Source organism: Spiribacter sp. 2438 (assembly GCF_009676705.1).
In the GTDB taxonomy this organism is placed as follows: Bacteria; Pseudomonadota; Gammaproteobacteria; order Nitrococcales; family Nitrococcaceae; genus Spiribacter.
The window spans coordinates 1505589-1532367 of sequence record NZ_CP046046.1 but is presented as its reverse complement, the minus strand read 5'-3'; the positions used below and the strand labels follow the sequence as shown (position 1 = coordinate 1532367).

Genomic DNA, 26779 nt, shown 5'->3' with positions numbered 1-26779 from the left:
AAGAGCGGTAATATGCGAATCCGTCGACGAAATGTCAACTGGGATCGGCCCGGGCACCGGTCCGAGAGGGTGAAAAGGGGCGCTGGGGCCGAGGCATGCTGCGGTCAATAACGACATTTGGCGGCTGGACGCTGTTTTCCCGGGTGCTGGGGCTGGTTCGGGACATCGTCCTGGGAGTCGTCTTCGGGCCGTCCGCGGCGACCGATGCCTTCTTTGTCGCTTTTAAAATTCCCAACTTCTTCCGTCGGCTGTTTGCCGAGGGGGCTTTTCAGCAGGCATTCGTGCCGGTGCTGGCCGCTGAGCGCCAGGCCGGCGGCGACGAAGCGGTTCGACAGTTGTTTGCCCGGGCCACGGGTTGCCTGGCCCTGGTGCTGCTGGCCATCACCATCCTGGCGGTTCTGGGTTCTCCGGGGCTGGTCCGGGTGTTCGCCCCGGGCTTTGCCGGCGACGCCGAGCAGCTGGCACTGGCCAGCGACATGCTGCGCCTGACTTTCCCTTACCTTTTGCTCATTGCGCTCACCGCCGCCGCTGCCGCGGTGCTGAACACCTACGAGAGTTTCGGTCCGCCGGCTTTCGCACCGGTGTTATTGAATCTCTGCCTGATCGCGGCGGCCATCTGGCTGGCGCCGCAGTTCGCCAATGGCGTCCTGGCGCTGGCGCTGGCGGTGCCGGTGGCCGGCTTCCTTCAGCTCGCCCTGCAGCTGCCGTTCCTGTGGCGGCGGGGGTTGCTGGCCTGGCCACGACCGGACTGGCAGCACCCCGGTGTCCGGCGCATTCTCCGGTTGATGGGGCCGACGGTCTTCAGTACCTCGGTTCAGCAAATCAATCTGTTGCTTGACACCATCCTGGCGTCCTTTCTGATCGCCGGCTCCATCAGCTGGCTTTACTGGTCCGATCGTCTGATGGAGTTTCCGCTGGGGGTGTTTGGCATGGCGCTGGCCACGGTGATTCTGCCAAGGCTTTCCGGGGAATATTCGACGCAGGCCCCGGAGCGTTTCAATGCCACGCTGGACTGGGCCCTTCGTATCACGTTGCTGATGATTCTGCCGGCCACCGTGGGGCTGGTGGTGCTGGCTGGGCCGTTACTCACCACACTTTTCCAGTACGGCCAGTTTTCCCCCGCAGACGTTGCCGCCGCCCGCTGGAGCCTCATGGCGTATGGCATGGGCTTGATGGGCTTCGTGCTGGTCAAGGTTCTGGTGCCCGGGTACTTCTCGCGGCAGGAAACCCGTGGGCCCGTGCGCTGCGCCCTCATCGCCATGGGCGTCAATATGATACTCAGCATTACCCTGGTGGTGACGCTGTTCGGCACGGGAGTGGCTCATGCCGGGCTCGCGGCGGCCACCGGCCTGGCGGCGTGGGTGAACGCCGCCCTGCTGTTCCGGGGGCTGCGAAAGGCCGGCGTTTATCGGCCCTGTCCGGGCTGGCCGGCCCTGCTGCGGGATTCCGGCCTGGCCGCGCTGGCCATGGGGGCCGTGCTCTACTGGCCGGCCAGCCAGTCCGATTTCTGGCTTGATCAGGGGGTATTCGGCCGGGCGGGCTCGCTGGCTGCCCTCATCCTGGCGGGAGCAGCGGTTTACTTCTTTGTGTTGTGGCTTCGGGGACGGCGGCCGCGGCAGTTTATCGAGCCGGCGGTCCCGCGTGGCTGAACGGGATCCCGCTACCGTATACTGGCGGCTTTTGGTCAGACTGCGACGGAGCAGCCCATGGAGCTCGTGAGGGGCGCGCACAATCTGAAGGCGAGACATCGTCCCAGCGTGGCGACCATCGGCAACTTCGATGGCATCCATCGCGGCCATCGCTCGGTCATTGAAACGTTGCAGGCGGCAGGCCAGCGGCTGGGTCTGCCCACCACCGTGGTGATCTTCGAGCCCCAACCGCGGGAGTTCTTTGCACCGGACAACGCGCCCGGGCGCATCACCCGACTGCGGGACAAGCTGCAGGTGCTGGCCTCCCTGGGGGTGGATCGGACCCTGTGCCTTCGTTTCGATGCCCGACTGGCGGCCCAGTCGGCGGAAGACTTCATCCAGGGCCTCATTGTGGATGGAATCGGCGCGCGCTTCCTGATGGTCGGTGACGATTTCCGGTTCGGCCACCGACGCCGGGGAGACTACGGCATGCTTGAGGAAGCCGCTCGCCATCACGGTTTCGAGTTACAGCGCATGCCCACCATCAGTCATGAAGGTGAGCGGGTAAGCAGCAGTCGGGTCCGCCGGTCCCTGGCCGCGGGTGACATGGCGATGACCGAAGCGCTGCTCGGACGGCGCCTGTCCATTTCCGGCCGGGTGGTGCGTGGGCAGGCGCTGGGGCGCCAGCTGGGCTGGCCCACGGCCAATCTGCGGTTCGGCCATCAGCCCCCTCCCATGCGGGGCATATTCAACGTGCTGGTTCATGGGTTGGCCGATCAGCCCTGGCCCGGAGTTGCCAGTCTGGGCACCCGTCCGACCGTGAATGGGGTTGAGACCCTGCTGGAGACTTACCTGCTGGATTTCAGCGGTGACATTTACGGCCGGACCATCTCGGTGGAGCTCCTGGAATGGCAGCGCCCCGAGACGGATTTCAGGGGCCTGGACGCGCTCTCCGAGCAGATTGCCGCCGATGTGGCGTCTGCCAGGCACTGGTTTCGGACCCAAGGTTATACAATTCCCGACAGAGCAGGATGACCCCGTGAGCGATTACAAGGACACCCTCAATCTGCCCCGAACCGCTTTTCCGATGCGCGCCGGCCTGGCGAAAAGCGAGCCCAAGCGGTTGGCGAAATGGCGCGAACAAGGGGTCTATCAGCGACTGCGCGAGTCCCGGGCCGGACGTCAGCGCTGGGTGCTGCATGATGGCCCCCCGTACGCCAATGGCGATATTCATATCGGCCATGCGGTCAACAAGATCCTCAAGGACATGATCGTCAAAAGCCGCAGCCTGGATGGCTATGACGCGGTGTATGTGCCGGGTTGGGACTGTCACGGGCTTCCCATCGAGCACAAGGTGGAGCAGGACATTGGCAAGGCTGGTGAGGCGGTCACCCCCCGGGCATTTCGGGATGCCTGTCGCGCCTTCGCCAGCGAGCAGGTCGCCGGACAGAGCGAGGACTTTCAGCGCCTGGGGGTGCTGGGCGACTGGGATTCGCCGTACCTCACCATGGCGCCGGGCACCGAGGCCAATATCCTCCGGGCGCTGGGCACCATTGTTCGCAAGGGCCACCTCAAACGCGGCTTCAAGCCCGTCCACTGGTGCACCGACTGCGGCTCGGCGCTGGCCGAGGCCGAAGTCGAATACGAGGAGCACACCTCGCCGGCGGTGGACGTGCGTTTCCGCGCGGTGGATGCGGCGGGATTCGCCCGCCGCTGCGGCTCAGCGGTGGAGGCGGATGATCTGCCGGTCTCGGTGGTGATCTGGACCACCACGCCCTGGACCCTGCCCGCCAACCAGGCGGTGGTTCTGCATCCGGATTTCGACTACGTCCTGGTGTCCGTCGAGCACGAGCAGGAGTTGTTGCTGATCGCGGATGACTTGCATGAAACGGCGCTCCAGCGATGCGGCATCGAACACTACGGCATCGTGGGGCGCTGTCGCGGCCGTGATCTCGAGGGTCTGAGTCTCCAGCACCCCTGGCTGCCGCGACAGGTGCCGGTGATCCTGGGTGACCACGTGACCACCGAGGCTGGCACCGGCTGCGTCCACACCGCGCCGGATCACGGGGTGGACGACTTCGTGGTCGGTCAGCGCTATCAACTGCCCCTGGATAACCCGCTGGACGGCGCCGGTCGATTCGTGGAGGGCGATTTTCAGGGGCAGTTTGCCTTTGATGCCAACCGGGACATCGTCCAGCGTCTCGACGAGGTCGGTGCGCTGCTGCACCACGAGCCCTACCGGCACAGTTATCCCCATTGCTGGCGGCACAAGACACCCATCCTCTTTCGAGCCACACCCCAGTGGTTCCTGAATCTCGAGGCAGGCGATGTGCGGGAAAAGACCCTGGCCGCTCTGGACGATGTCGACTGGGTGCCGTCCTGGGGCGAGGAGCGCATGGCCGCCATGGTGCGCAATCGCCCGGAGTGGTGCATTTCCCGCCAGCGCAACTGGGGGGTGCCCATTGCCCTGTTTGTGGATCGGAACACCGGCGAACCCCATCCAGAGACCGATCGGCTGATCGAGGCCGTGGCCCAGCGCATGGAAAAGGACGGCATCGATGCCTGGTTCGAGCTCGACGCCGAAGACCTGTTGGGCGAGGAGGCCGATCAGTACGAGAAGGTCAATGACATTCTCGATGTCTGGTTCGATTCCGGCACCACCCATGAAACCGTTCTCCGGGGTCGCGATGATCTGGATTGGCCAGCGGACCTCTACCTCGAAGGCAGCGACCAGTATCGGGGCTGGTTCCAGTCCTCACTGCTGACCTCGATGATGATCAATGGCACACCGCCTTATCAGGCGGTTCTCACCCACGGCTTCACGGTGGATGAGCAGGGCCGCAAGATGTCCAAGTCGCGGGGCAACGTCATTGCCCCCCAGTCGGTCATGAATCAGCTGGGCGCCGACATTCTCAGGCTCTGGGTCGCCTCGTCGGACTACACCGGCGAAATTGCCGTATCGGACGATATCCTCAAGCGTGCCGCCGACGCCTATCGTCGAATGCGCAATACCGCCCGCTTTCTGCTGGCCAACATGGCGGGCTTCGACCCCGCCGTGAATGCGCTACCCGCCTCCGAGCTGTTGCCACTGGACCGTTGGGCCATTGACCGCGCCCACCGTCTTCAGCAGGCAGTCATCGACGATTGTGATCGGTTCGATTTTCACCAGCTGCATCAGCGCGTCCACCATTTCTGCGTCCTGGACATGGGCGGTTTCTATCTGGACGTTATCAAGGATCGGCAATACACGACCCAGGCGGACAGCACTGCCCGGCGATCGGCCCAGACGGCCATGTGGCACATCGCCGAGGCGCTGGTGCGCTGGCTGATGCCGACCCTTTCTTTCACCGCCGACGAGATCTGGGAGCATCTACCCGGCGAGCGGGCGGCGAGCGTATTCGAGGCAGAGTGGTATGACGGCCTGTTCCCGCTGGATGAGGGCCCCATGGATCATGCGTTCTGGGAGAGCATCCTCCAGCTGCGGGAGATCGTCGCCAAGCGGATTGAAGCCCTGCGAAACGAGCAGGTGTTGGGAGCCACCCTGGAGGCCGAAGTGGATCTGTTCTGCCCTGAACCGCTGGCCACGCGCTGGGGCCTTCTCGGTGAGGAACTGCGTTTCCTGCTGATTACCTCGGCGGCGCGGGTGCATCCGCTGGAGGCCGCGGGCAGCGAGACGCTGACCGGGCAGCTGGATGACGGAACCCCCTTCCGCTTCTCGGTGGAGGCGAGCCCTCACCCCAAGTGTGAGCGCTGCTGGCACCGGCAGGCCGACGTCGGTGCGGATCCAGAGTATCCCGGGCTGTGTGGTCGCTGCCTCAGCAATGTCTCCGGCAGCGGAGAGCATCGGCGATTTGCCTGAGCGCGTCATGGCGACCTCGGCTTTCAAACCCGGTGTGCTGATCGCCGCCGCGCTGGTCGCCCTGGATCAGATGACCAAGTGGCTGGCACTGACTCTGCTTCGGCCTTATGAGCCGGTTGAGGTGCTGCCCTTTTTGAATCTGCGACTGGCTTTCAACCCCGGGGCGGCGTTCAGTTTTCTGGCGGACGGAGATGGCTGGCAGCGCTGGTTCTTTGTCGCCGTGGCGCTTGCCATCAGTGCCTATCTGCTGGTTTGGCTGCGGGGACTGCCCCGCAGTGACTGGCTGCAGGCCCTGGGCGTCGCCGGCGTGCTGGGGGGCGCTGTGGGCAACCTGGTCGATCGCCTGATGCTGGGTGTCGTGGTCGATTTTATCGATCTGCATCTGGCCGGATGGCACTGGCCGACTTTTAATGTGGCCGACTCAGCGATTACGGTAGGGGTTGTGCTACTTCTCATCGGACTGTTCAGAGAGTCGAGAACATGCAGGAAATAAAATTGGCGAACCCCCGCGGTTTCTGCGCCGGCGTGGATCGGGCCATCAGCATTGTCGAACAGGCTCTGGAGGCGTTTGGTCGGCCCATCTACGTCCGGCACGAGGTGGTCCACAACCGCACGGTGGTGGATGAGTTACGGCAGAAAGGGGCGATATTCGTCGAGGAGCTGGAGGGCGTGCCGGCCGGATCGACCCTGATCTTTTCTGCCCACGGGGTTTCTCAGGCGGTCCGCGATGAAGCGGTAGCGCGGGGCCTTCACGTGTTCGACGCCACCTGTCCGCTGGTGACCAAAGTCCACATGGAGGTTCGACGCCATGCGCGGCAGGGCCGCGAGGTGGTGCTGATCGGTCACGACGGGCACCCCGAAGTGGATGGCACGCTCGGTCAGTATGTGGGGGAACAGGCCCACGAGGGCGGCATTTATCTGGTCGAGACGCCGGAAGATGCCAGGGATCTGGAAGTCCGGGATGAAAGCAATCTCGCTTACGTCAGCCAGACAACGCTCTCCATGGATGATACGGCGGCGGTCAAGGACGCGCTGCGTGAGCGTTTTCCGGCCATTGAAGGCCCCCGCAAGGATGACATCTGCTACGCCACACAGAATCGTCAGGATGCGGTGCGGGAACTGGCGGCTCAGGTGGACGTGGTGCTGGTGGTGGGGTCCTTCAACAGCTCCAATACCCTGCGGCTGACCGAGCTGGCGCAGCGGATGGGGGTGTCGGCGTACCAGATCGATGAAGCCACGGAAATTCGTGCGGAGTGGGTCCAGTCGGCGGAAAAAATTGGTGTCACGGCAGGGGCATCGGCGCCGGAGTCGCTGGTCCGGGATGTCATTGACCGACTGGCGGAGTGGGGGGCGAAACGCCCCGATCTCAGTGGCAGCCATACCGAGGATGTGGTGTTTTCCATGCCCCGGGACCTGATGCGCGCGATCCCGAAACGGGGTGAAATACAGCCGGTTACGGATTAGGCGCGCACCGGCTTCCGGTCAGGTCCGCCGGGTCGCGACTCAGCCGGGCACGGCCGGTGGAGCTGATCACGATACTCCGCCCGGCGGTGCCAGCCTGATGGAGACAGAGGAAAAACCGTCCCATCTGCAGGCCCCCACCGGGTCCCTCGCTACGCCCATCCGGTCGATAAGTCAGCCGCGAGCCAATGCCCGCATTGGTTTCCAGCGCCTGTCGGTCGGGCAACGGTGGCTGGGTGCGAAGATTGGGACCCTCACCGGGCGGGTCCATCGCCAGGCGGACTCGCCAACCGCTCCGCCATTCCTCCTGCCGGGGCTCAAGGACCACCCGCTCGCCTCGAAGCATGGCCTCATGTCGCGCATAGGCAATGTCCGCCATCAGTCGATCGGCGGTCAGGGTGAGGGCATGCCGGTCCCAGGCCGTCAGGAATGACGGCATCCCCAGGCCGGTCACCAGTGCAGCCAGGCCAATGGCGGCCATCAGGCCAATCAGGGTGTAGCCGTTCTGCTCCATCGATCCGGCAATCTAGCGCATTCCTCGGCCATTGCTTCCGGCGCACTGACCAGTGGCGCAGGCTCGGGGACATGCGTGCGACGGCCAGATCATCGTGTTCGGACGAAACGGGTTTTACGCTGGTGGAATTGATGGTGGTGCTGGCCATCGTCGCCATTCTGGTAATGGTTGCGATGCCCGCCTATCGTGGGCCACTGGCGGATGCCGAGCGGGTCGGAGCAGGCGCCTGTCTGGTGTCCCTGGCCACGGAAATGCAGCTATACCGGCTCCGGCAGGGGGGCTTTGAGGGATTCAGGCCGGATGAGGCCGATCTGGACTGTCGCCGGCAGCTGGCCGGGCAGTATCGCTTCGAGGTTGGCGTGGTGGGTAAGGCCGACTGGGGTCGGGCTTCCACCGACTCTCCTCACTGGCAGCTCCGAGCCGTCCGCCGGTCTGACACGGGCTCCACTGGATCAGGCCGATGTCGGATTCTCGTGTATCGATTTGACGGTGGACGTGCTGCCTCCGGCGGGAATTCTGACTCCCCGGACGGCTCCGATTTGGCCACCCGCTGCTGGGGTTGAGCGCTTGTCTGATTTTGCCGGCTCCGCTAAGATTCCGCGCGGAAAGCCGGCGTAGCTCAGCTGGTAGAGCAACGCATTCGTAATGCGTAGGTCCGCGGTTCGAGTCCGTGCGCCGGCACCATCCTTTCCATCCCCTCGCTAAGCTCGTCCCAAGCCGAAAACCAGCAGCAGCGCCAGGACCACGGCGGTCCAGAGCATCATCGAGCCGGTGGACCAGCTGCGAAGCGCATAGCGGCTCTGGCGAAGCTCGATGGTGTACGTGCCCAGCCGCTGGATCCGCTGCATGAAGCGCTGGCGCGCCTGCTGATCCAAGGCACGCACCTGATCCCGGATCCCGATCATGAGACGCTGACCGGCGACCCGATAGAACCAGTCCACATCCAGGCTCAGTTTGTTCTTGCCGCCCAGCAGCCCCACCAGCAGGAAGAACGCCAGCCCGGTGAAGAGCAGCAGCTGCGTTTCCTTGAGCAGGTGGGTGATGGTGTAGGGGTTGTACTCCACCGCAAACGGCATGAGGGCCTGGAAGGTGAGTGGCATGACGCCAATCAGCAGTGACACCAGCGCGGTCAGGCCCATGGCCATCCGCATGTTCAGCGGCGCCTCGGCGGGGCGCAGTCCCGAGTCCGGGCCCAGGAAGGTGTAGTAGGGGAGTTTGAGGGTGGTGCTCATGAATGTGCCCACGCCGGCCAGGGTCATCAGCAGGAAGATGGCGCCGCGTCCCTCAACCGCGGCCGCCTCCAAAATCATGGTCTTGCTGACGAACCCGCTCAGCAGTGGGAATGCGGAGATGGACAGCCCGCCCACCATGTAGAGCAGGAAGGTGATGGGCATGCTGCGGTACAGACCACCGAGCTCGGTGAGCTTGCTGGTGCCGGTCATCTTCAGAACCGCGCCCGCGCCCATCAGCAGCACTGACTTGTTGATGATGTTGGTGGCCGCATGGGCGGCGGCGCCGGCAATGGCCAAGGCACTGCCGAGGCCAACCGCTGCCACCATGTAGCCCACCTGGCTCATGACGTGATAGGCCAGCAACCGCCGAATGTCATTGACCAGAAACGCGTAGGTGACCCCGTAGAGGATCATGAATACGCCCAGCCAGACTAGCATTTCCTCGCCAGGGAAGCCCCGGGCGAGAACGTAAACCGCCGCCTTGGTGGTAAACGCGCTGAGGAACACAATGCCGGTGACCGTGGCTTCGGGGTAGGCGTCCGGTAGCCAGGCATGAAGTGGCGGCGCCGCCGCATTGACGAGCACCCCCGCCAGGATCAGCCAGAAAGCGATGTGGCCGGTACTGACGGCGTCGAAGGTGATGCTGCCGCTGGCCTGCCAGTAGGCGATTATGCCGACCAGCAGGAACATGCCGCCCAGGGCGTGAACGATCAGGTATCGCATGCCGGCGTGGTAGGCCGCCTGGCGCCGACTCCGCCAGATGAGCCATACCGAGGCGATCATCATGATCTCCCAGAAGACATACAGGGTAATCAGATCGCCGGCGAGAACGGTGCCAATGCCCGCCGCGCCGTAGAGCATGGCGGCCACATGCTGGGCCGGGTCGTCCACCCGCAATGCGAAGACGTTGCCGAGGAAAAGAATCAAGGCAAATATCCAGGCGAATGCCAGGCTCAGGCTGTCCACGCGGAGCGGCATCAATTCCAGGGGGCCCAGCGGTACCGTCACCTGGGTCCCGGTCTCGAGGTTGGCCACCATGAGCAACACCAGCAGGGGCAGGGCCAATTGCCAGAGCTGGCGGAGGCGGCCCCGGAGCAGCGCCAGTGGCAGCGCCCCCAGGCCGAGCCATAATGCCGGATGCAGCCACTCACTCATCGTCAGACGTCCCGTAGTAGTCCGGCGAGCGGTAAACCAGTCCGAAGCCAATGGCCTTGTAGAGTCCGATCAATACCAGGGCGCCGATGAACGCATAAACCGCGGTGAATCCCGGAATCCCGTCCCAGGGGAACCGGGTGTAAGCCGCCGGGACCAGGACATCGATCAGCACCACAATCGCCATGAGGGCCAGCATCAGCCAGCGCAGCAGCCGCGCTCGTCGAACCAGGGCCTCCAGCAGGCGGGATGTGAGGTTGACAGCGCTCATCCAGGCATCCTCCCTGTCATCAAGGCACACCCCTCGCCAGCATCTCGAAGGCGGGTCCTGCCACGATGAAGAGGGCGAGGGTGCCCACCGCCGTGATCAACAACGGCACCAGACACAGCGCCGGTGCCTCGGCGTACTGATATCGAACCGGGTCGTCATCGGGGGGTGGCCGCAGGAATGCGCGCATCACCGGCGGCATCAGATAGGCCACATTGAGCAGGGTGCTGAGAATGAATGCGCCCACCACCAGGTTATAGCCAGCCTCCCAGGCACCGCTGACCAGGTACCATTTGCTCCAGAAGCCGCCGGTGGGCGGCAGGCCGATGACGCACAGGGCGCCGATGAAAAACGCCAGCATGGTGAGCGGCATGCGGCGTCCCAGGCCGTCCATGCCGCTGACGGTGTTGATGCCGCTGGCCACGTAAATGGCCCCGGCGCAGAAAAACAGCGTGATTTTGCCAAAGCCGTGCATGAACATGTGCAGGCCGCCGCCGATGGCAGCCAGCTGGGTCGCCAGCAGCGCCCCGGTGACGATATAGGCCAGCTGACTGACCGTGGAATACGCCAGCCGGGCCTTGAGGTTGTCCTGATGCATGGCCACAAGCGAGGCGGCCAGCATGGTGAATACCGCGATGTAGAGCATCGCCGGTTGGGTTACCAGTTCCCGCAGATAGTCCAGCCCGAAGATGTACAGCACCACGGTCAGTACGCTGAACACGCCAGCTTTCACCACCGCCACGGCATGCAGCAGGGCCGACACCGGCGTTGGCGCGACCATGGCCGATGGCAGCCAGCGATGGAAGGGCATGAGCGCTGCCTTGCCGATGCCGTAGAGCAGGACAACCAGCAGGACCGCGCCAGCCAGTGGAGAGACCTGGCCCGCCAGGATGCCTCCGCTGGTAAAGCTCAAGGTGCCGGTGGCGTGCCATATCCAGATCATCGCCGGCAGCATGAAGCCCACGCTGGTGACCAGCAGCAGCGCGATATAAGTCCGGGCCCCGCTCTTGGCCTTGTCGGTGCCGGTGTGAGCGACCAGCGGATAGGTGGAAACCGAAAGAATTTCGTAGAAAAGATAGAGGGTCAGCAGGTTCTCGGAAAACGCGATCCCCATGGCCGCGCCCAGCGCGATGGCATAACAGGCCATGAAGCGCGCGAGATTCTGGTATCCGCCGGCTTTCATGTAACCCAGCGCATAAGGCGTGGCGACGATATAGAGCGTCGAGGCCAGCAGGGCAAAACCCAGGCCCAGCGGCTGGATGGCCAGTGTGATTTCCAGACCCGGGACCAGTTCAATGAGGCGCTGGGTGATGACCTCGCCATCTGACAAATGCCGGAAGGCCAGAGTGACCACCGTCAGAAACAGCGGGATCGGGACCAGAAAGCAGATGGCATCCCGAAGCAGGGGGCGACGAGCGGCCAGCGAAATCAGGACGGCGCCAATGAACGGAATGAGAACGGCGGCAAACGGGGTCACGGCAGGAGCCCCCCACTCAGCGCTTCGGCAGCCACTGTCGAGGCGCCGACGGTCAGTCGGGTATCAATGCCGAACCAGAAATTCGCGGCCACCATGATCCACACCGGCACCAGTAACGACCAGGGCGCTTCTTTCACCGTCGGCGCGTCCTCAGGCCGGGGCTGGAGCCATGCCACTTCCACAATGCGGGCGATGTAGACGATTGCCATGAGCGAGGTGATCAGGATCAGCACCACCAGCCAGACCTGACCGGCTTCCACCGCCGCACTGATGAGGTAGAACTTGCTGATGAAGCCGGCGGTGGGCGGAATGCCAACCAGGCTGACGCCGCCCAGGGCGAACGCCGTCAACGTCCAGGGCATCTGCCGCCCGATACCCCGCAGGTCCTGAATCTGGACGCTGCCGCACCGCCAGATGATCAGTCCGACGCTGGCGAACAGGGTGGCTTTCATCAGCCCGTGGTTGAACAGATGCAGAAACGACGCCGTCAATCCGGTCAGGGTCACCAGGCTGACGCCGAGCACCATGTATCCCACCTGGGCCACCGACGAGTACGCCAGCATGCGCTTCAGGTTGCTCTGCAGGATGGCCAGCCAGGAGCCCATCAGCATGCCGCCGATGGCGAGGGCCATGAAGCCGGCACTCAGGGGCAGGGCCAGGAAGCTGTAGTCGGCGCCGAAGACATCGAAGACGAACCGAAGCATCACGTAGAGCGCCACCTTGGTGGCGGTGGCCGCCAGGAACGCGCTGATCAGGGACGGCGCGTAGGTGTAGGCATTGGGCAGCCAGTGGTGCAGGGGAAACAGCGCCAGCTTGATGGAAAATCCCACCACGATAAAGCCGAGGGCCACCTGCAGGGCCCGGGAGTCCTGATGGTTCACCAGGCGATCACCGAGATCCGCCATGTTCAGTGAGCCGGTCAGAATGTAGATGAAGGCAATGCCAATCAACAGGAAGGTCGCGCCCACCGTCCCCATGATGAGGTAGCGGAACGCGGCCAGCAGTGCGCGTCGATCCCGGCCGTGGGCGATCAGGGCGTAAGTGGCGAGGGAAGAAATTTCCAGGAACACGAAGACGTTGAAGATATCGCCGCTTAGGGTGATCCCCAGCAGACCGGCCATGGCGATCAGGAACAGGGCATAAAAAGCGCTCTGACGCTCCGGCACCTCGTCATCCACCAGCACCTTGGCCCACGGCAGAAGCACCGTCGAGACGCCGGTGATCAGCAGGGCCACGAAGGCGCTGGCGGCATCCACTCGATATTCGATGCCAATGGGCGGCATCCAGTTGCCAAAGGGATAGCGCAGCGTGCTGCCATCGAAGACTGCCGCCAGCGTGATGGCGGATAGCACCAGCGCGGCGGCGGTGCTGAGGGTGGCGATCAGCCAGGGCCACTGGCGCCCCGGCAGCAAAGCACATATCGGCCCGGCGATCAGCGGCACCAGGACGATGAAGGGCATCAGGTCCGTGGCGGGTAGCGTCATTCGCCGTCGCCCTCTTCAACGGCGTCAATGGCGTCATCATCGATGCTGCCGTAGGCCTCGCGGATGCGTACCGTCAAGGCCAGTCCCACTGCCGTGGTGGCCACGCCCACCACGATGGCGGTGAGGATGATGACATGAGGCAGCGGGTTGGCATGGATGTCGACGCCTTCTCGCAGGATGGGGGTCGACCCCCCGATCACCTTGCCCGCGGAGATGAACAGAATGAAGGCGGACGTCTGGAAAATGCCCAGGCCGATGATTTTCTTTATCATGTTGCCGCGCACGATCATGCAGTAATAGCCGATCATCATCAGCACAATCACCGCCCAGTAATTGAAGAAGCTGAGCACCGTCATCGCCAGTCGTCCTCGTCCGGCTGCGGCTCGTCCTCGGCGTCCGGGTCCAGGCCGCCGGCAATTTCCTCACCGCGCCGGCGGGCGAACATCAGGAAGAACAGCATGACCACTGTGGCCACCGTCACTCCGACGCCAAACTCCACCAGAATGATGCCCGCCTGCTGGGCAGCGTGGGGGGATTCCAGGAGCGGGTAGAAATCCAGGAAACGACCACCCAGGATCACGCCGAGCAGGCCGATGAAGCAGTAGAGCAGCACGCCCAGTGAAGCCAGGGTGTAGATGACGCCGGGCGGGATGATGCGCAGACCGGTTTCCAGTCCGTAGACGAATACAAAAAGAATCCAGCCCGCCGAAAAAATGACGCCGGCCTGAAAGCCACCGCCCGGCGAGTACTCGCCATGGAACTGCACATACAGGCCAAACAGCATCACCAGTGGGATAAGGAACCGGGCGACGACCACCAGTATCGGGTTGTCTTTCATGCCGGGGGTCCCTTCTTTCGACGGCGGCGCGGCGGCACCGAGAGCAGGGCATAAACCGCGATCCCGGCAGTCAGAATCACCACCGCTTCGCCCATGGTGTCAATGGAGCGGTACCCGGCGAGCACCGCGGCCACCAGATTCGGAATGCCCATGTCCGAGTAGGTCTGCTCGATGTAATACGGACCCACATGCTGATGGACCGGGTTGTCCGCTGCCCCGAACTCCGGCAGGTCCAGCGAGGCGTAGACAAGTGCCGCCCCGGTGACCAGCACGGTAAACAGCGCCGCCAGGTTATGGCCGCCGCGACGCTTTTCGTGGCGCGGCACCAGTGCCAGCACGGCGAGGATCAGGATGGTGCTGATGCCGGCACCAACGGCGGCCTCGGTCAGCGCCACATCGCCCGCATCCAGTGCCGCAAACAGCCCCGCGATGGTCAGCGAGTAGATGGCAAAGAGCATGGTGGCCTTGAGGAGATCCCGGGTCAGCACCACGCCCAGGCCCACCACCATCAACAGCAGCAGCAGCACAATGTCGACTAGGTGTTCGATGATTCCTCCCCGTCCGTCTTTTTACTGTTCTTACCCAGTGGCCGCCAGCCCGCTGCCATGGCTGCCCGGGCCGTGGCATGAGACGCCGTGGGCGTTGTAAATAGCAGGAACAGCAGAATGAGCAGGAGCTTGAAGGACAACAGACTGAATCCGGACTGAAGCACCAGTCCGCCGACGATCAGCAACGGCGCCAGCGTATCGGTGATGCCGCCGGCATGCAGCCGTGTGTAAACATCGGGGAACCGCATGATCCCGATGCCGCCGATCACGGCGAAGGCGCTGCCGGTCAGCAGCATGAGGGCTGACAGGATGTCGATGACTCCCTCAGTCATCGGCCTTCTCCGGTGCCGCCGCCAGATCCCGGTGGCGGACCAGTTTGAGCACCGCGATGACCGCCAGGAAGTTGATGAGTGCGTAGACGATGGCGACATCGATCAGATCGTCGTTGCCGCCGAAATAGGTGATCAGCGCAATCAGCAGGACGGTTTTGGTGCCGAACACGTTGACCCCGACAATAGTGTCGTACACCGATGGGCCGGCGATCGCCCGCCAGAGCGCCAGCGCCATGGTGGTGAAAATGGCCAGAATGGTGGCCAGCAGCACCGCGTCCATCATGGCTTGCCCTCCAGCCACTGCACCCGACGCCCCATTTCTCCGCCCTCGATGTCCGCCACCGCCTCCGGGATGAGCGCATGGATTTCGAGCTGTCGGGAATCACTGTCCAGACGGGTGGTGACGGTACCGGGGGTGAGGGTGATGGAGTTGCCGTAGGTCACCTGGCCGACCCGTGTACGCTGATTGGCCGGGGCCGAAATCATCCGCGGGCGGATGCGGCGGGGATCGAGGACCGCCCGGGCCACCGCGATGTTGGCAAGCACCACTTGCCAGACGAGCCAGATCCAGTAGGCCCCCAGTCGCCAGGACAGGGTCCCCGGGTCATGTTCCGCCCCCAGCACCTCCATGCGCTCAGTAAGCCAGACCACCAGTGCCACGGACGCGGCGCCAAGGATGAGCAACAGAGGTTTGTAAACCCCCGACAGGCCCAGCCATAAAAGCGCCAGCAGAAGAGCCAGGGAGACGAAATAACGCATGCGGCGAAATGTACCAATCTCCGGGCACCCCCGCCAGCGCCCGGCGCTGTCATGGAGCTGTAACAAAAGCCTCAGTACCATCCGACCCGGGCATGCGAAAGGGGGATGCCAATGCCGAGCATTCTGCTGGTAGAAGATGAACCGGCCATCCGCGAGATGGTGGCGCTGGCTCTGGAGAGGGCTGGACATCGGGTTCGGCATGCGGAGTCGGCCGAGGACGCGGGTGCCGCGCTGAGCCTGAGCCTGCCGGATCTCGTGGTGCTGGACTGGATGCTGCCCGGCGAGAGCGGCATTGATTTTGCCCGCCGCCTGAAGCGGGGTCGGGAAACCCGGGACCTGCCGATCATCACGCTGACGGCACGGGGCGAGGAGGCGGATCGGGTTCGGGGGCTCGATGTGGGGGCGGATGACTACGTGGCCAAGCCCTTCTCGCCCCGGGAGCTGGTGGCGCGGATTAATGCCGTTCTGCGGCGCGCTCAGCCGGCGGCGGATGATCAGCCGGTGGAGATTCGCGGCCTGCGACTGGACCCGGCCAGCCACCGGGTGACCGCCAAAGGCCGCGCGGTAACCCTTGGACCAACGGAATATCGGCTGTTGCATTTCCTGATGACCCATCCCGAGCGCGTGTTCAATCGTGCCCAATTACTCGATAATGTCCTGGGGAGCCAACGTCTACGTCGAGGAGCGAACTGTCGATGTGCACATCCGCCGTTTGCGCAGCAGCCTGGCGCCAACCGGTCACGACGACCTGGTCGAAACGGTGCGTGGCGCGGGGTATCGCATGTCGGGGGACTGACCCGGGCCTCGAATGCTGAGCAGCAGCCCATGGCCGGCGGCCATCGCTCGCTTCGTGGCTGGCACCACCGTGGTCGTCCTGATGGGTCTCCTTGTCGGCCAGCCGCTGCTGGTGCTGCTGATGGCGGCTCTGGGGGCACTGGGATTCCACGGCTATCAACTCTACCGCCTGGAATCGTGGCTGCGGCGTAGTCGGCGAACCAGCCCGCCGAAGGCCACCGGCCTGTGGGGCGAGGTGTTCGACATCATGGTGCGCCGTCAGCAGCGTCAGCGACACCGCCGTCACCGTCTCAGCGGCCTGTTGCAACGCTTCCGGGAGAGCGCCAACGCCATGCCCGACGGCACCGTGGTCCTGGATGGCAACGGTGCCATCCAGTGGTGGAACCGGGTGGCCACCCACTATCTGGCCCTCGACTGGCCCCGGGATCAGGGGGTGCGAATTGCCAACCTGATCCGGCACCCGGAGTTCACCGGTTACCTGAATCGGGCCGACTGGAACGAGGCGGTGAAAATTCCGGCGCCGCGCAACGCCCGGCGCATGCTGGAAATCCGCGTGGTGCCCTACGGTCTTGACCAGCAACTGCTGCTCGCCCGTGACGTGACCCAGGTGCACCGGCTGGAAACCATGCGCCAGGACTTCGTGGCCAATATTTCCCACGAATTCCGGACACCCCTGACCGTGCTGCGGGGCATGACCGAGCAGATCGCCGATCACGAGGTGGGTGACGACAAGCCACTCGGCCGATCCCTGACGCTGATGGAAGAGCAGATCGAGCGCATGAGCTTGCTGGTGGATGATCTGCTGCTGCTGTCCCGCCTGGAGACAGAGGCTCCGGCGGTGGAAGCCATGGCCGTGGACATGCCGTCGATTGTTGAGTCGGCCGTTGAGGAGGCCAGGCGCTTCAGCAGTGATCAGCATGAGCTCAGCACGGCGGTGGACCCGGACCTCACCGTTCGTGGCGATGCCGATGAAATCCGCAGCGCCTTGTCCAATTTGCTCACCAACGCTGTCAAATACACCGAGCCTGGCGGGCGAATCACCGTCGACTGGCATCAGGAGGGCAGCGAGGCCTGCCTGGCGGTCACTGACACCGGTCGGGGCATTCCCCCGCAGCACCTGCCAAGACTTACGGAGCGATTCTACCGGGTGGATCCGGGGGGCTCGGGGCGCGCCGCAGGCACCGGCCTGGGCCTCGCCATCGTCAAGCATGCCCTCTCCCGCCACGGCGCGACTCTCGATATCGAAAGCAGCCCGGGGGAGGGTAGCCGGTTCTGCTGCCGTTTCCCGGAGCCGGTTCGAGGTTGTGCCGGCGCAGACGGCCGCACCATCGCAACTCGGGTGTCCTGACCGCTGGTTTTCCGGTCAAGTCATTGCCCGATTTTCACGCTATCCTGTGCGGTGTTTTCAGACAGCACCACGAGGAGTCGTTAATGTCCCATTGGAAGATGATCACTGTGGCGATGGTGACCGGACTGGCCCTGGCTTCGACGGCTGCGGCGTCCGAGCGAGAGCAGCTACGGATTGTCGGATCAAGCACCGTCTTTCCGTTTACCAGTTACGTGGCGGAGGAGTTTGGTGCCATCACCGGCCTTCGCACGCCGGTGGTCGAAGCCACCGGGTCCGGCGGTGGCATGCGCCTGTTCTGCGACGGCGTCGGGCTGAACACACCGGACATCAACAACGCCTCCCGCCGCATGAAAACCAGTGAGTTTGATCGCTGCCAGGACAATGGCGTCAACGATATTGTCGAAGCGCAGATTGGCGCCGATGGCATTGTGGTGGCTCAAAGCATCGACAACGAACCCCTCGCCCTGACCCGGGAACAACTGACCCTGGCCGTGGCCGCGCAGGTGCCCCGGGGAGGCGAGCTGGTTGATAACCCCTATACCCATTGGAATCAGATTGACGATGCGCTGCCGGAGCGCCGTATCGAGGTGCTGGGTCCGCCTTCCACCTCCGGCACCCGCGATGCGTTCGAGGAGCTGGTCATGGAAGCCGTCAGTGAAAGCCTGGGTTATCCGCGGCCCTACAGCCGAATCCGGGCTGATGGCCCCTATGTCGACTCCGGAGAAAACGACAACCTGATCGTTCAGCGGATTCGGCAGAACCGGGAAGCGGTGGGCATCTTCGGCTTCAGCTTTCTCGAGGAAAACCGCGACACCATTGCCGGTGCGACCATTGATGGCGCCGTGCCCACCGTCGAGAGCATTTCCAGCGGCGAGTATCCGGTGTCCCGCTCCATGTGGCTCTACATCAAGGCGGCCCATGAGGCAGCGGTCACTGGGCTGGATGAGTTTCTGGATCTATTCATGGATGAGCTGATGATCGGTGAGGGGGGTCTGCTGGTGGACGAAGGTCTGATCCCCATGCCGGCAGAGCAGCGAATGGAGTGGCGTCAGCGGGTGGAAGACCGGGTAACCGTGAGCCGCTCTGACCTGGAGTAACCGGCCCGCTGTCAAAAATCTGTAACACGCATGGTGTGTAGTGATGCGTGATGGTCCTGGGTCGTCCCGCTCTGTCACGAATGCCACTGGAGGTGGGCACCATGCGGTTGCGCTCTCTCACCGTCTGCCTGTTGTTGCTGGTCGGCACCGCTGCCGCGGCCCCGGCGATGGACGGCCCACCCGAGGCGGCGGAGACCAGGGCGCACGCGCTGCTCTCACAGGATCCACCGGACTGGACGGGGGCGCGCCAGGCTTTCCGGCGGGCCGCGGAAGCCGGATCCGCCACCGCCATGACTCACCTGGGCTGGATCCACGAGCAGGGCCATGGTGTACCCCGGGATGGCGAGCGGGCAGCACACTGGTACAGCCGCGCGGCGATGGCGGGCGCCGATGCATTTGCGCTCAAGGTGGCCTGGATGTATCTGGCCGGGGACGGAGTGGACCGGGATCGCGAACGGGCCGAGCACTGGTTCGGTCACGCCATTGATGCCCAGCACACCCCGGCCAAGACCGCCTGGGCCTCGGTGCTGATCTCCGATGCCCTCGGCGGCCGCGCGCCCCATCGGGTTTTCCAGGCGAAAGGCCTGCTGGAAGAAGCCCTCGATGAGGGCCAGATCATGGCGGCCTATTTCCTGACGCGGCTCTACATGGAAGGCATCGGTGATCATCCGGTGGATGATCAGGAGGCGGCCCGCTATGCCCGCATTGGCGCCGACCATGGCCATGGGCAGATGCAGGGCTGGCTGGCGTTCATGTATCAGCAGGGACAGGGCGTGGACGCTGATCCGGTTCTGGCCGCCAAGTGGGCCAATCTCGCCGCAGCGGAAGGGGATCCGCTCGGTGAACAACTGCGGCGGCGGCTGGATGAAAACCTGGATGACGAGGATCGGGCGGCCGCGCGGCGTCTCGCCGTGGAATGGGCCCTCGGTCGTCCCTGAATCACGCCTTCATGCATCGACTCATTATTTTCAGTTTGCTGGCCCTGGTGCTGATCTTTGTCGGTGCCCGATCCTGTGGCCTGACTCCCGAGCAAATCGAGGACCGGATCCTGCTGGCCCGTATCAATGCCGAGGCGGGATCCGCTTACCGCGCCAGCAATGGTCAACGGTCCGGTGTCGTGACCTTCGACAATGGCCTGCAGGTGGAAATGCTCCGTGAGGGGGCGGGGGAGATTCCCGGGGAGTCCAGCTGGGTGCAGGTCCATTACCGGGGCTGGCACGTGGACGGACGGGAGTTCGACAGCTCCCGGCGCGACCCTGAGCCGGCGACGGTGCCCGTGGATCGCACCATCCCGGGATGGCAGCAGGTCCTGAACGCCCTTCCCGTGGGTAGTGAGGTGCGGTTGGTCATCCCGCCGGACCTGGCTTATGGAACCTCGGGGGGCGGCCAGATTGGCCCCGAGGAGACCCTGGTATTCGAACTGCAGCTGCGAGCCATCGTTGAGCCCCAGCAGCCGGTAGAGCGCGAGGCCTGGGAACAGCCAGTGCCGGGTCTCTGAGACCGGCCACCGATTCGGCGGGCGACCCGCCGGCACTTTTCGACTGTCACGAAATTGTCACATCGCCGTCACATCGACTTGAGCGAGATGGAGGCCATCGTCAACGCCGGCGAGCCCCGGGGCACTGACAAAAAGGAGTCCTGACCCGCGACTCTTTCCCTGAAAACGGCGGAGCATTGCCGGCATTGCCCGGGTCTCATGAGGGACTTGAGGCAATCATGAGTTGCAAGACCCGATCGTCTGAGTGAGTATTCGGCGCCGTGGTGGTCGTGTCCGGATTGGGCGTGGCCTACCCGTGTATTTTCCTCGGCGATACGGGATAGCCAATTGGGCATCGGGACGACGACTCTGCTGCTGATGGCGGTGCTGGCGCCACTTGGCCTGCTGGCCTATCGCCTCGGGCGCGGCAAGGCGGTGAACACCATCGCATCCGGCGTCCGCATGCATTCCCGGCCCCAGCAGTACGGCTGGTATTCCGTGGTCTGGATGGGCCTGCCGGCACTGGGCGTGGCGTTGCTGGCGGCCCTTCTCAGCGTTACCGGCCTCATCGCCCCGGCCCGGGAGCTGGTGCTGGTGGTGTCGGTGGCGGTGGCCCTGCTAGGTCTGGCCTACGGCCTGCGGGCCGTTCGCCCGGAAGTCCGGGCGCGCAACGCGCTGGACACGGTGATCAGGCTGCTGCTGCTAAGCGCGGCGCTGATTTCCATCGTGACCACCATCTCCATCGTGCTGTCCGTGCTGTTCGAAGCGATGCGCTTTTTCCGCGCCGTCAGCGTCTGGGAGTTCGTCACCGGAACGGTCTGGTCGCCCGGCGACACCTTCCTTGAAGCGGCCGGGCGTGGCGACGAGGTCGAGGAGGGCGGATCCTTCTTTGGCTCCGTGCCGCTGTTCGCCGGTACCTTCATGGTGACCGCCATCGCCATGGCCACGGCACTGCCCATTGGCCTGCTCTCCGCGATTTTCATGTCCGAATATGCCAGCCGCCGGCAGCGCAGCTTTGCCAAGCCGGTTCTGGAAATTCTCGCGGGCATCCCCACGGTGGTTTACGGTTTCTTCGCCGCGGTGACGGTAACGCCGCTGGTGGTCAATGCCGCCAATTTTTTCGGCCTGGATGCCTCCTACAGCAACATCCTGTCCCCGGGCATTGTCATGGGGATCATGATCATTCCGTTCATATCCTCGCTCTCGGACGACGTCATCAACAGCATTCCCCAGAGTCTTCGAGAGGGAGCCTATGCCCTCGGGACCACCCACTCCGAGACCATCAAGCAGGTGATTCTGCCGGCGGCACTCCCGGGTATCATTTCGGCCTTTCTGCTGGGGGTGTCCCGGGCCCTGGGCGAGACCATGATCGTGGTCATGGCCGCTGGGGTGCGGCCCAATCTCACCTGGAATCCGCTGGAAGACATGACCACGGTCACGGTGAACATCGTTTATTCCCTCACCGGCGACCAGGCGTTCGACAGCCCCATGACGCTGGCGGCCTTCGCGCTGGGCCTGGTGCTCTTTATCGTCACGTTGATGCTCAACCTGGTGTCCACCTACCTGGTGCGCCGCTTCAAGCAGAAGTACGACTAGGGGGGATGCGACCATGCAGCGACGACTGACCGGGTCTGCCAATGACCCCCGAATTAAGGCCCGCTATCGGCGCGAGGCGCGATTCAAGGCCTATTCCATTACGGCCCTGCTAGTGGCATTCGGCATCATCATCGGCTTCTTCGCCGATATCATCGGCCAGGGCTATACCGCCTTCTGGCAGCACGAAATTCGGGTCACGCTGGATTACAACGAGCGGGCCGAGCGCATCGGGCAGTTCGCCATCGATGAGGATCTGCGCGATGTGGTGTCCCGCGGGGCGGTGCGCAGCATCCCGCTGGAGATGCGCAACAACCCGGAGCTGGCCGGTACCACCCGGGAGACCTGGGTGCCGGTCTACAGCCGCATTGACCAGTACTTCAAGGGCAACGAAACCCTCGCCGATGACCTGGCAGCACGGGTGGAGTCACTGCGGGATGAGGGGGTCATCCGGTCTTCCTTCAATTGGATTTTCTTCACCTCCGGCGACTCCAAGCTGCCGGAAATGGCCGGTATTCTGTCCGCGGTGGTGGGCTCGTTGCTGGTGCTGATGGTGACCCTGGCTATCGCCTTTCCCATCGGCGTGATGTCGGCGATCTATCTGGAAGAGTTCGCCCCGGACAACCGGCTCACCCAGGCCATAGAAGTCAATATCAACAATCTGGCGGCGGTGCCGTCCATCATTTTCGGGTTGCTCGGTCTGGCGGTGTTCATCAACACCTTCGGCGTGCCTCGATCCTCCGCCCTGGTGGGCGGGCTGACCCTGGCGTTAATGACGCTGCCCATCATCATTATCAGCACCCGGGCGGCCCTGCGGGCGGTGCCGGATCCGATTCGGCTGGGTGCATTCGCCATGGGATGCTCCCGCTGGCAGGTGGTGCGGGACCATGTGCTGCCCCTGTCCCTGCCTGGCATACTCACCGGTACCATCATCGGTCTGGCCCAGGCCATGGGCGAGACGGCGCCGCTGATTATCGTGGGCATGATCGCCTACATCCCGGATGCACCGGGGGGTATTTTCGATGCCGCGACCGTGTTGCCGGCCCAGATCTTTACCTGGGCCAGCGAACCCCGTCAGGCATTCCAGGAAAGAACCGGGGCCGGCATCATGGTGTTGCTGGCCGTTCTGCTGACGCTCAATGCCACGGCGGTGCTGCTCCGTCGGCGCTTCGAGCGTCGCTGGTAATCAATAACAGGGTAAAACCATGCCGCAGGTGAAGATGCAGGCCGAGGATCTCAACCTCTGGTACGGCCAGACTCAGGCACTGCATGACGTCAACCTCTCCATGTATGACCGCGAAGTCACCGCGCTCATCGGGCCATCGGGCTGTGGCAAGTCCACGTTCCTGCGTTGCCTGAATCGGATGAATGACCTGATTCCGCAGGTTCGTCTGCAGGGACGCGTCTCGCTGGACGAAGAGGACATTTACGATTCCAGCGTTGACGTGGTGCAGCTGCGCACCTTTGTTGGCATGGTTTTCCAGAAGCCCAACCCGTTTCCGAAAAGCATTTACGAAAATATCGCCTACGCCCCGCGCCTGCACGGCACCGCGCGCTCCCGCTCGGAGCTGGACGATCTGGTGGAATCTTCTCTGAAGCGTGCCGGTCTATGGAAAGAGGTGGCGGATCGGCTGGATACCCCGGGAACGGAGCTCTCCGGTGGTCAGCAGCAGCGCCTGTGCATCGCCCGGGCGATTGCTGTTAACCCGGAGGTGATTCTCATGGATGAGCCAGCGTCGGCGCTGGATCCACTGGCCACCGCCACCGTGGAGGAACTCATCCACGAACTGAAGGACAACTACACCATCGTGATCGTGACCCACAATCTGCAGCAGGCGGCCCGGGTCGCGGGGTACACGGCCTTCTTCCACATGGGGCAGGTGGTGGAGTTCAATGACACGGACACGCTGTTCACCAATCCCCGGGTGCAGCGCACCGAGGACTACATCACCGGCCGGTTCGGCTGAAGCCGCAGGAGCGGAAGCAACGATGGACAAGAAAGGTTTCTCGCAGCACATCTCTCAGCAGTACAACGAGGATCTCGAGCAGATCATCACCCAGGTCATGACCATGGGGGGACTGGTCGAACAGCAGCTGGAGGCGGCCCTCGAGGCACTGGTAAGCGGTGATCAGGCCAAGGGCGAGCAGGTGGTCACCTCCGACTACCGGGTCAACGCCATGGAAGTGGAACTGGATGATGCCTGCATCAGTGTTCTGGCCCGTCGTCAGCCAGCGGCCAGCGACCTGCGGCTGGTGGTTGCGGTCATCAAGACCATCACCGATCTCGAGCGCATTGGCGATGAGGCCGAGCGGGTCGGACGCATGGCGCTGCATCTGCTTGAAGAGGACCGGCAGCGCAGCCCCATGGGGGAAATCGCGGCGCTGGGCGAGCAGGTGAAGGGCATGGTGCGGGGTGCGCTGGATGCATTCGCCCGCATGGACGCTGAACAGGCGGTACGGGTGGCTCAGGAGGACATCAAGGCGGACGCCCAGTACGACGCCATCATTCGGCGGCTGGTCAAGAATCTGGAGGACAACCCGCGCTCGGTGCCTCCGGTTCTGGATATTGTCTGGGCCACCCGGTCGTTGGAGCGTATTGGTGATCGCTCACGCAATATCTGCGAGTACGTCATTTATTTTGTTCGCGGCAAGGACGTGCGCCACGTCAGCTTCGAGCAGATGGCGGCGGAAGCCACCGGCGACCGGCGCTAGTCGCACTACACCGAGCCCCCGGCGTCGCTACCGAGCGGGGCTCAGCGACCGAGGATCAGCCATTCCAGCAGCGCTTTCTGGGCGTGGAGACGGTTCTCCGCCTCCTCCCAGACGACGCTCTGCGGCCCATCAATGACTTCGGCGCTGACTTCCTCGCCGCGATGGGCCGGTAGGCAGTGCATGAACAGCGCCTCGGTTCTGGCTTTTGCCATCAGCTCGCTGTTCACCTGATAGGCCAGAAAGGCCTGCAGGCGGTCATTGGTCTCGTCCTCCATCCCCATGCTCGCCCACACATCGGTGACCACCAGATCCGCATCAGCCACTGCCTCGTCGGGGTCATGGCAGTGCCGACTGGCGGGGTAATCGTTGATGTCTTCGGGGGCATAGTCCCCCGGGCAACCGATTCGCAGCGTGAACCCCATTTTTTCGGCGGCCTGCATCCAGGATCGGCACATGTTGTTGCCATCGCCCATCCAGGCCACCACGCGTCCGCCGGGGTCACCGACATGGGCCTGCCAGGTCTGCAGATCCGCCAGTAGCTGGCAGGGATGATGATCATCGGTCAGGCCGTTGATCACCGGCACTGCGGATGCGCTGGCAAACCGCTGGACATTGTCGTGGGCGAAGGTGCGAATCATCACCGCATCCACCATCCCGGAGAGCACCCGGGCGGTGTCCTCAATGGGTTCACCGCGGCCCAGCTGGCTGTCACGCGGCGACAGAAAGATCGCGCTGCCACCCAGCTGGGCCATGCCGGCCTCGAAGGACACCCGGGTCCGGGTGGAGGACTTCTCGAAGATCATCCCCAGCACTCGCCCCCGGAGCGGCTCGTGGAGCGCCCCCGCATGGTGGGCTTCCCGCAGCTCCGCGGCCCGGCGCAGCAGCCCGGCCAGTTCTTCGCTGGTCAGATCGTCAAGGGTGAGAAAATGACGGGGCGTCATCACAGAGGGTCTCCAGTGCTCAGGCGGACGAAGCCTGCGAGGGCTGGTGCGCCGGGGCGAGTTGCTGAATGAGGGGCAACAGCCGGCTGACGAGTTCGTCGGCCTCGGCATCACTGAGAATCAGCGGCGGCAGCAGCCGGACGACACGGCCGGCGGTGACATTGATCAGCAGCCCGGCCTCAAGCGCCTGGGCTACCAGTTGGCCGCAGGGGTCACGCATTTCCACCCCTACCATCAGGCCCTTGCCGCGAATTTCGATGAGCTGCGGGTGGTCGCTGAGGCCGTCGCGAAGGCCCTCGCGGATCCGGTCGCCCAGCGCCGCGGCCCGCGCCGCCAGACCCTCCGCTTCAATGGTGTCCAGCACCGCCAGTGCCGCCCGGGCAGACAGGGGGTTGCCGCCAAAGGTGGTGCCGTGGCTGCCGGGGCCCAGCACATCCCGTGCCTGACCCCCAGCCAGGCAGGCACCAATCGGTATGCCATTGGCCAGCGCCTTGGCCAGCGTCACCACATCGGGCTGCACCGCCTCGTGCTGATAGGCAAACCACTGCCCCGTGCGGGCCACCCCGCTCTGCACCTCATCGAGCATCAGCAGCCAGCCGTGGCGATCGCAACACTCCCGCAGCGCGGTCAGGTAGCCCGCGGGTGGGACGTTAATGCCGCCTTCGCCCTGAATGGGCTCCACAAATACCGCGGCGGTCTTCGGCGAGGCGGCGGCTTCCACCGCGTCCATGTCGCCATAGGGAACCCGGCGGAAGCCGGCGGGCAGCGGCCCGAAGCCGGTCTGGGCCTTTTTGTTGCCGGTGGCCGCCAGGGCGCCCAGGGTGCGGCCATGGAAGGCGTTGTCGGCGACGATAATTTCCGGGTCAGCGATGCCGCGATGGTGACCATGAAGCCGTGCCAGCTTGATGGCTGCTTCGTTGGCTTCGGCGCCACTGTTGGCAAAGAAAACCTGCTCAAGCCCGGACAGCGTGCATAACCGCTCGCCCAGGGTGGTCTGGTGAGGAACCTGGTAGAGATTCGAGGTGTGCACCAGGGTCTCGGCCTGCTCCGCCACGGCTCTGGCCACCGCCGGGTGGGCATGGCCCAGACCGCAGACCGCAATCCCGGACAGGGCATCCAGGTACCAGCGTCCCCGGGTATCTTCGAGCCAGCTGCCCTGACCTCGCTGGAAGGCCACGTCCAGCCGGGCATAGGTGGGCATCAGCGCCGATGACATGATGCGGACCTCCAAAAAACAGACGGCAGCCTGCGGCTGCCGAGTGGT

Annotated in this window: 27 protein-coding genes, 1 tRNA gene and 1 pseudogene; 16 read left to right on the top strand and 13 right to left on the bottom strand. The window is 64.1% G+C overall.

Annotation, left to right across the window (positions count from 1 at the left end):
* Positions 1 to 95: 95 nt before the first annotated feature.
* From murJ to ispH, 5 genes are read left to right on the top strand one after another with little or no spacing between them, the layout of a single operon-like run.
* Positions 96 to 1649: a murein biosynthesis integral membrane protein MurJ gene (murJ, locus tag GJ672_RS07565; protein ID WP_154296617.1), complete on the top strand. Its 1554-nt coding sequence runs from the start codon at positions 96 to 98 to the stop codon at positions 1647 to 1649.
* A gap of 57 nt (positions 1650 to 1706) precedes the next feature.
* A complete protein-coding gene (locus GJ672_RS07560) occupies positions 1707 to 2663 on the top strand; it encodes a bifunctional riboflavin kinase/FAD synthetase (RefSeq protein WP_154296616.1) in 957 nt (318 codons plus the stop codon).
* Between the two features lie 4 nt (positions 2664 to 2667).
* Positions 2668 to 5487, top strand: coding sequence for an isoleucine--tRNA ligase (gene ileS, locus GJ672_RS07555; protein ID WP_154296615.1), 2820 nt, complete (start codon positions 2668 to 2670; stop codon positions 5485 to 5487).
* Between the two features lie 7 nt (positions 5488 to 5494).
* Positions 5495 to 5980 carry a signal peptidase II gene (gene lspA / locus GJ672_RS07550; RefSeq protein WP_229381859.1) on the top strand — a complete coding sequence of 162 codons (486 nt, stop codon included), beginning with the start codon at positions 5495 to 5497 and terminating at the stop codon, positions 5978 to 5980.
* Positions 5968 to 6951 (top strand): 4-hydroxy-3-methylbut-2-enyl diphosphate reductase, encoded by a 984-nt coding sequence (ispH, locus tag GJ672_RS07545; RefSeq protein ID WP_154296613.1) that lies wholly within the window; start codon positions 5968 to 5970, stop codon positions 6949 to 6951. The genes lspA and ispH overlap by 13 nt, the downstream gene beginning before the upstream one ends.
* On the opposite strand, the gene GJ672_RS07540 is transcribed toward ispH, so the two are convergent.
* Positions 6941 to 7462, bottom strand: a complete 522-nt coding sequence (locus GJ672_RS07540; protein ID WP_154296612.1) for a GspH/FimT family pseudopilin — start codon at positions 7460 to 7462, stop codon at positions 6941 to 6943. The genes ispH and GJ672_RS07540 overlap by 11 nt on opposite strands.
* Before the next feature lie 71 nt (positions 7463 to 7533).
* Between GJ672_RS07540 and GJ672_RS07535 the strand changes: the two genes are divergently transcribed.
* Positions 7534 to 8025 (top strand): type IV pilin protein, encoded by a 492-nt coding sequence (locus tag GJ672_RS07535; protein ID WP_195759481.1) that lies wholly within the window; start codon positions 7534 to 7536, stop codon positions 8023 to 8025.
* A gap of 45 nt (positions 8026 to 8070) precedes the next feature.
* Positions 8071 to 8146 (top strand) — tRNA-Thr (locus GJ672_RS07530).
* A gap of 17 nt (positions 8147 to 8163) precedes the next feature.
* Here GJ672_RS07530 and GJ672_RS07525 read toward each other — a convergent pair.
* From GJ672_RS07525 to GJ672_RS07480, 10 genes are read right to left on the bottom strand one after another with little or no spacing between them, the layout of a single operon-like run.
* Positions 8164 to 9849 carry a Na(+)/H(+) antiporter subunit D gene (locus GJ672_RS07525; protein WP_154296610.1) on the bottom strand — a complete coding sequence of 562 codons (1686 nt, stop codon included), beginning with the start codon at positions 9847 to 9849 and terminating at the stop codon, positions 8164 to 8166.
* A complete protein-coding gene (locus GJ672_RS07520) occupies positions 9842 to 10117 on the bottom strand; it encodes a hypothetical protein (RefSeq protein ID WP_154296609.1) in 276 nt (91 codons plus the stop codon). Before GJ672_RS07520 ends, GJ672_RS07525 begins: the two co-directional genes overlap by 8 nt.
* 19 nt (positions 10118 to 10136) lie before the next feature.
* Entirely contained in the window at positions 10137 to 11591 is a 1455-nt protein-coding gene (locus GJ672_RS07515) for a proton-conducting transporter membrane subunit (RefSeq protein ID WP_154296608.1), read from the bottom strand.
* A complete protein-coding gene (locus GJ672_RS07510; protein ID WP_154296607.1) occupies positions 11588 to 13075 on the bottom strand; it encodes a monovalent cation/H+ antiporter subunit D family protein in 1488 nt (495 codons plus the stop codon). The genes GJ672_RS07515 and GJ672_RS07510 overlap by 4 nt, the downstream gene beginning before the upstream one ends.
* Positions 13072 to 13431, bottom strand: a complete 360-nt coding sequence (locus tag GJ672_RS07505; protein WP_154296606.1) for a cation:proton antiporter subunit C — start codon at positions 13429 to 13431, stop codon at positions 13072 to 13074. Before GJ672_RS07505 ends, GJ672_RS07510 begins: the two co-directional genes overlap by 4 nt.
* Positions 13428 to 13913 (bottom strand): Na(+)/H(+) antiporter subunit B, encoded by a 486-nt coding sequence (locus tag GJ672_RS07500; RefSeq protein ID WP_154296605.1) that lies wholly within the window; start codon positions 13911 to 13913, stop codon positions 13428 to 13430. Before GJ672_RS07500 ends, GJ672_RS07505 begins: the two co-directional genes overlap by 4 nt.
* A complete protein-coding gene (locus GJ672_RS07495; protein WP_229381858.1) occupies positions 13910 to 14440 on the bottom strand; it encodes a DUF4040 domain-containing protein in 531 nt (176 codons plus the stop codon). Before GJ672_RS07495 ends, GJ672_RS07500 begins: the two co-directional genes overlap by 4 nt.
* An 8-nt stretch (positions 14441 to 14448) precedes the next feature.
* Complete coding sequence (gene mnhG, locus GJ672_RS07490) at positions 14449 to 14793, bottom strand: monovalent cation/H(+) antiporter subunit G (RefSeq protein WP_154296603.1); 345 nt, start codon at positions 14791 to 14793, stop codon at positions 14449 to 14451.
* Positions 14786 to 15076, bottom strand: a complete 291-nt coding sequence (locus GJ672_RS07485; protein ID WP_229381857.1) for a monovalent cation/H+ antiporter complex subunit F — start codon at positions 15074 to 15076, stop codon at positions 14786 to 14788. Before GJ672_RS07485 ends, mnhG begins: the two co-directional genes overlap by 8 nt.
* Positions 15073 to 15633, bottom strand: a complete 561-nt coding sequence (locus tag GJ672_RS07480; protein WP_229381856.1) for a Na+/H+ antiporter subunit E — start codon at positions 15631 to 15633, stop codon at positions 15073 to 15075. The genes GJ672_RS07485 and GJ672_RS07480 overlap by 4 nt, the downstream gene beginning before the upstream one ends.
* Positions 15634 to 15663: 30 nt before the next feature.
* On the opposite strand from GJ672_RS07480, the pseudogene phoB reads away from it, so the two are divergent.
* The 9 genes and pseudogenes from phoB to phoU all read left to right on the top strand — a co-directional run bounded on the left by phoB (position 15664) and on the right by phoU (position 24574).
* A pseudogene (gene phoB, locus GJ672_RS07475) lies at positions 15664 to 16348 on the top strand (phosphate regulon transcriptional regulator PhoB).
* Positions 16349 to 16429: 81 nt separating this feature from the next.
* Entirely contained in the window at positions 16430 to 17695 is a 1266-nt protein-coding gene (gene phoR, locus GJ672_RS07470) for a phosphate regulon sensor histidine kinase PhoR (protein ID WP_229381977.1), read from the top strand.
* Between the two features lie 83 nt (positions 17696 to 17778).
* Positions 17779 to 18792, top strand: coding sequence for a substrate-binding domain-containing protein (locus tag GJ672_RS07465; RefSeq protein WP_154296600.1), 1014 nt, complete (start codon positions 17779 to 17781; stop codon positions 18790 to 18792).
* Positions 18793 to 18893: 101 nt separating this feature from the next.
* Positions 18894 to 19730, top strand: coding sequence for a tetratricopeptide repeat protein (locus tag GJ672_RS07460; RefSeq protein WP_229381855.1), 837 nt, complete (start codon positions 18894 to 18896; stop codon positions 19728 to 19730).
* A gap of 11 nt (positions 19731 to 19741) precedes the next feature.
* Positions 19742 to 20290 (top strand): FKBP-type peptidyl-prolyl cis-trans isomerase, encoded by a 549-nt coding sequence (locus GJ672_RS07455; RefSeq protein ID WP_154296599.1) that lies wholly within the window; start codon positions 19742 to 19744, stop codon positions 20288 to 20290.
* Positions 20291 to 20617: 327 nt separating this feature from the next.
* On the top strand, positions 20618 to 21865 hold the full coding sequence (pstC, locus tag GJ672_RS07450; RefSeq protein ID WP_229381854.1) for a phosphate ABC transporter permease subunit PstC: 1248 nt from the start codon (positions 20618 to 20620) through the stop codon (positions 21863 to 21865).
* 13 nt (positions 21866 to 21878) lie between these two features.
* Positions 21879 to 23048 carry a phosphate ABC transporter permease PstA gene (pstA, locus tag GJ672_RS07445; RefSeq protein WP_195759480.1) on the top strand — a complete coding sequence of 390 codons (1170 nt, stop codon included), beginning with the start codon at positions 21879 to 21881 and terminating at the stop codon, positions 23046 to 23048.
* 19 nt (positions 23049 to 23067) lie between these two features.
* The gene (gene pstB / locus GJ672_RS07440) at positions 23068 to 23829 is read left to right on the top strand and encodes a phosphate ABC transporter ATP-binding protein PstB (protein ID WP_154296598.1); all 762 of its coding nucleotides are present in this window, start codon (positions 23068 to 23070) and stop codon (positions 23827 to 23829) included.
* A gap of 22 nt (positions 23830 to 23851) precedes the next feature.
* A complete protein-coding gene (gene phoU, locus GJ672_RS07435; RefSeq protein WP_154296597.1) occupies positions 23852 to 24574 on the top strand; it encodes a phosphate signaling complex protein PhoU in 723 nt (240 codons plus the stop codon).
* A 41-nt stretch (positions 24575 to 24615) separates the two neighbouring features.
* Here phoU and argF read toward each other — a convergent pair whose 3' ends face one another.
* Positions 24616 to 25515: an ornithine carbamoyltransferase gene (argF, locus tag GJ672_RS07430; protein WP_154296596.1), complete on the bottom strand. Its 900-nt coding sequence runs from the start codon at positions 25513 to 25515 to the stop codon at positions 24616 to 24618.
* Between the two features lie 19 nt (positions 25516 to 25534).
* Positions 25535 to 26731: an acetylornithine transaminase gene (locus tag GJ672_RS07425; protein ID WP_154296595.1), complete on the bottom strand. Its 1197-nt coding sequence runs from the start codon at positions 26729 to 26731 to the stop codon at positions 25535 to 25537.
* Positions 26732 to 26779 lie beyond the last annotated feature (48 nt).

Coding starts and splice junctions, on each gene's coding strand:
- murJ (WP_154296617.1), top strand. CDS start 96: ATGCTGCGGTCAATAACGACATTTGGCGGCTGGACGCTGTTTTCCCGG.
- GJ672_RS07560 (WP_154296616.1), top strand. CDS start 1,707: ATGGAGCTCGTGAGGGGCGCGCACAATCTGAAGGCGAGACATCGTCCC.
- lspA (WP_229381859.1), top strand. CDS start 5,495: ATGGCGACCTCGGCTTTCAAACCCGGTGTGCTGATCGCCGCCGCGCTG.
- ispH (WP_154296613.1), top strand. CDS start 5,968: ATGCAGGAAATAAAATTGGCGAACCCCCGCGGTTTCTGCGCCGGCGTG.
- GJ672_RS07540 (WP_154296612.1), bottom strand. CDS start 7,462: ATGGAGCAGAACGGCTACACCCTGATTGGCCTGATGGCCGCCATTGGC.
- GJ672_RS07535 (WP_195759481.1), top strand. CDS start 7,534: ATGCGTGCGACGGCCAGATCATCGTGTTCGGACGAAACGGGTTTTACG.
- GJ672_RS07525 (WP_154296610.1), bottom strand. CDS start 9,849: ATGAGTGAGTGGCTGCATCCGGCATTATGGCTCGGCCTGGGGGCGCTG.
- GJ672_RS07520 (WP_154296609.1), bottom strand. CDS start 10,117: ATGAGCGCTGTCAACCTCACATCCCGCCTGCTGGAGGCCCTGGTTCGA.
- GJ672_RS07510 (WP_154296607.1), bottom strand. CDS start 13,075: ATGACGCTACCCGCCACGGACCTGATGCCCTTCATCGTCCTGGTGCCG.
- GJ672_RS07505 (WP_154296606.1), bottom strand. CDS start 13,431: ATGACGGTGCTCAGCTTCTTCAATTACTGGGCGGTGATTGTGCTGATG.
- GJ672_RS07500 (WP_154296605.1), bottom strand. CDS start 13,913: ATGAAAGACAACCCGATACTGGTGGTCGTCGCCCGGTTCCTTATCCCA.
- mnhG (WP_154296603.1), bottom strand. CDS start 14,793: ATGACTGAGGGAGTCATCGACATCCTGTCAGCCCTCATGCTGCTGACC.
- GJ672_RS07485 (WP_229381857.1), bottom strand. CDS start 15,076: ATGATGGACGCGGTGCTGCTGGCCACCATTCTGGCCATTTTCACCACC.
- GJ672_RS07480 (WP_229381856.1), bottom strand. CDS start 15,633: ATGGTACTGAGGCTTTTGTTACAGCTCCATGACAGCGCCGGGCGCTGG.
- phoR (WP_229381977.1), top strand. CDS start 16,430: ATGGGTCTCCTTGTCGGCCAGCCGCTGCTGGTGCTGCTGATGGCGGCT.
- GJ672_RS07465 (WP_154296600.1), top strand. CDS start 17,779: ATGTCCCATTGGAAGATGATCACTGTGGCGATGGTGACCGGACTGGCC.
- GJ672_RS07460 (WP_229381855.1), top strand. CDS start 18,894: ATGCGGTTGCGCTCTCTCACCGTCTGCCTGTTGTTGCTGGTCGGCACC.
- GJ672_RS07455 (WP_154296599.1), top strand. CDS start 19,742: ATGCATCGACTCATTATTTTCAGTTTGCTGGCCCTGGTGCTGATCTTT.
- pstA (WP_195759480.1), top strand. CDS start 21,879: ATGCAGCGACGACTGACCGGGTCTGCCAATGACCCCCGAATTAAGGCC.
- pstB (WP_154296598.1), top strand. CDS start 23,068: ATGCCGCAGGTGAAGATGCAGGCCGAGGATCTCAACCTCTGGTACGGC.
- phoU (WP_154296597.1), top strand. CDS start 23,852: ATGGACAAGAAAGGTTTCTCGCAGCACATCTCTCAGCAGTACAACGAG.
- argF (WP_154296596.1), bottom strand. CDS start 25,515: ATGACGCCCCGTCATTTTCTCACCCTTGACGATCTGACCAGCGAAGAA.
- GJ672_RS07425 (WP_154296595.1), bottom strand. CDS start 26,731: ATGTCATCGGCGCTGATGCCCACCTATGCCCGGCTGGACGTGGCCTTC.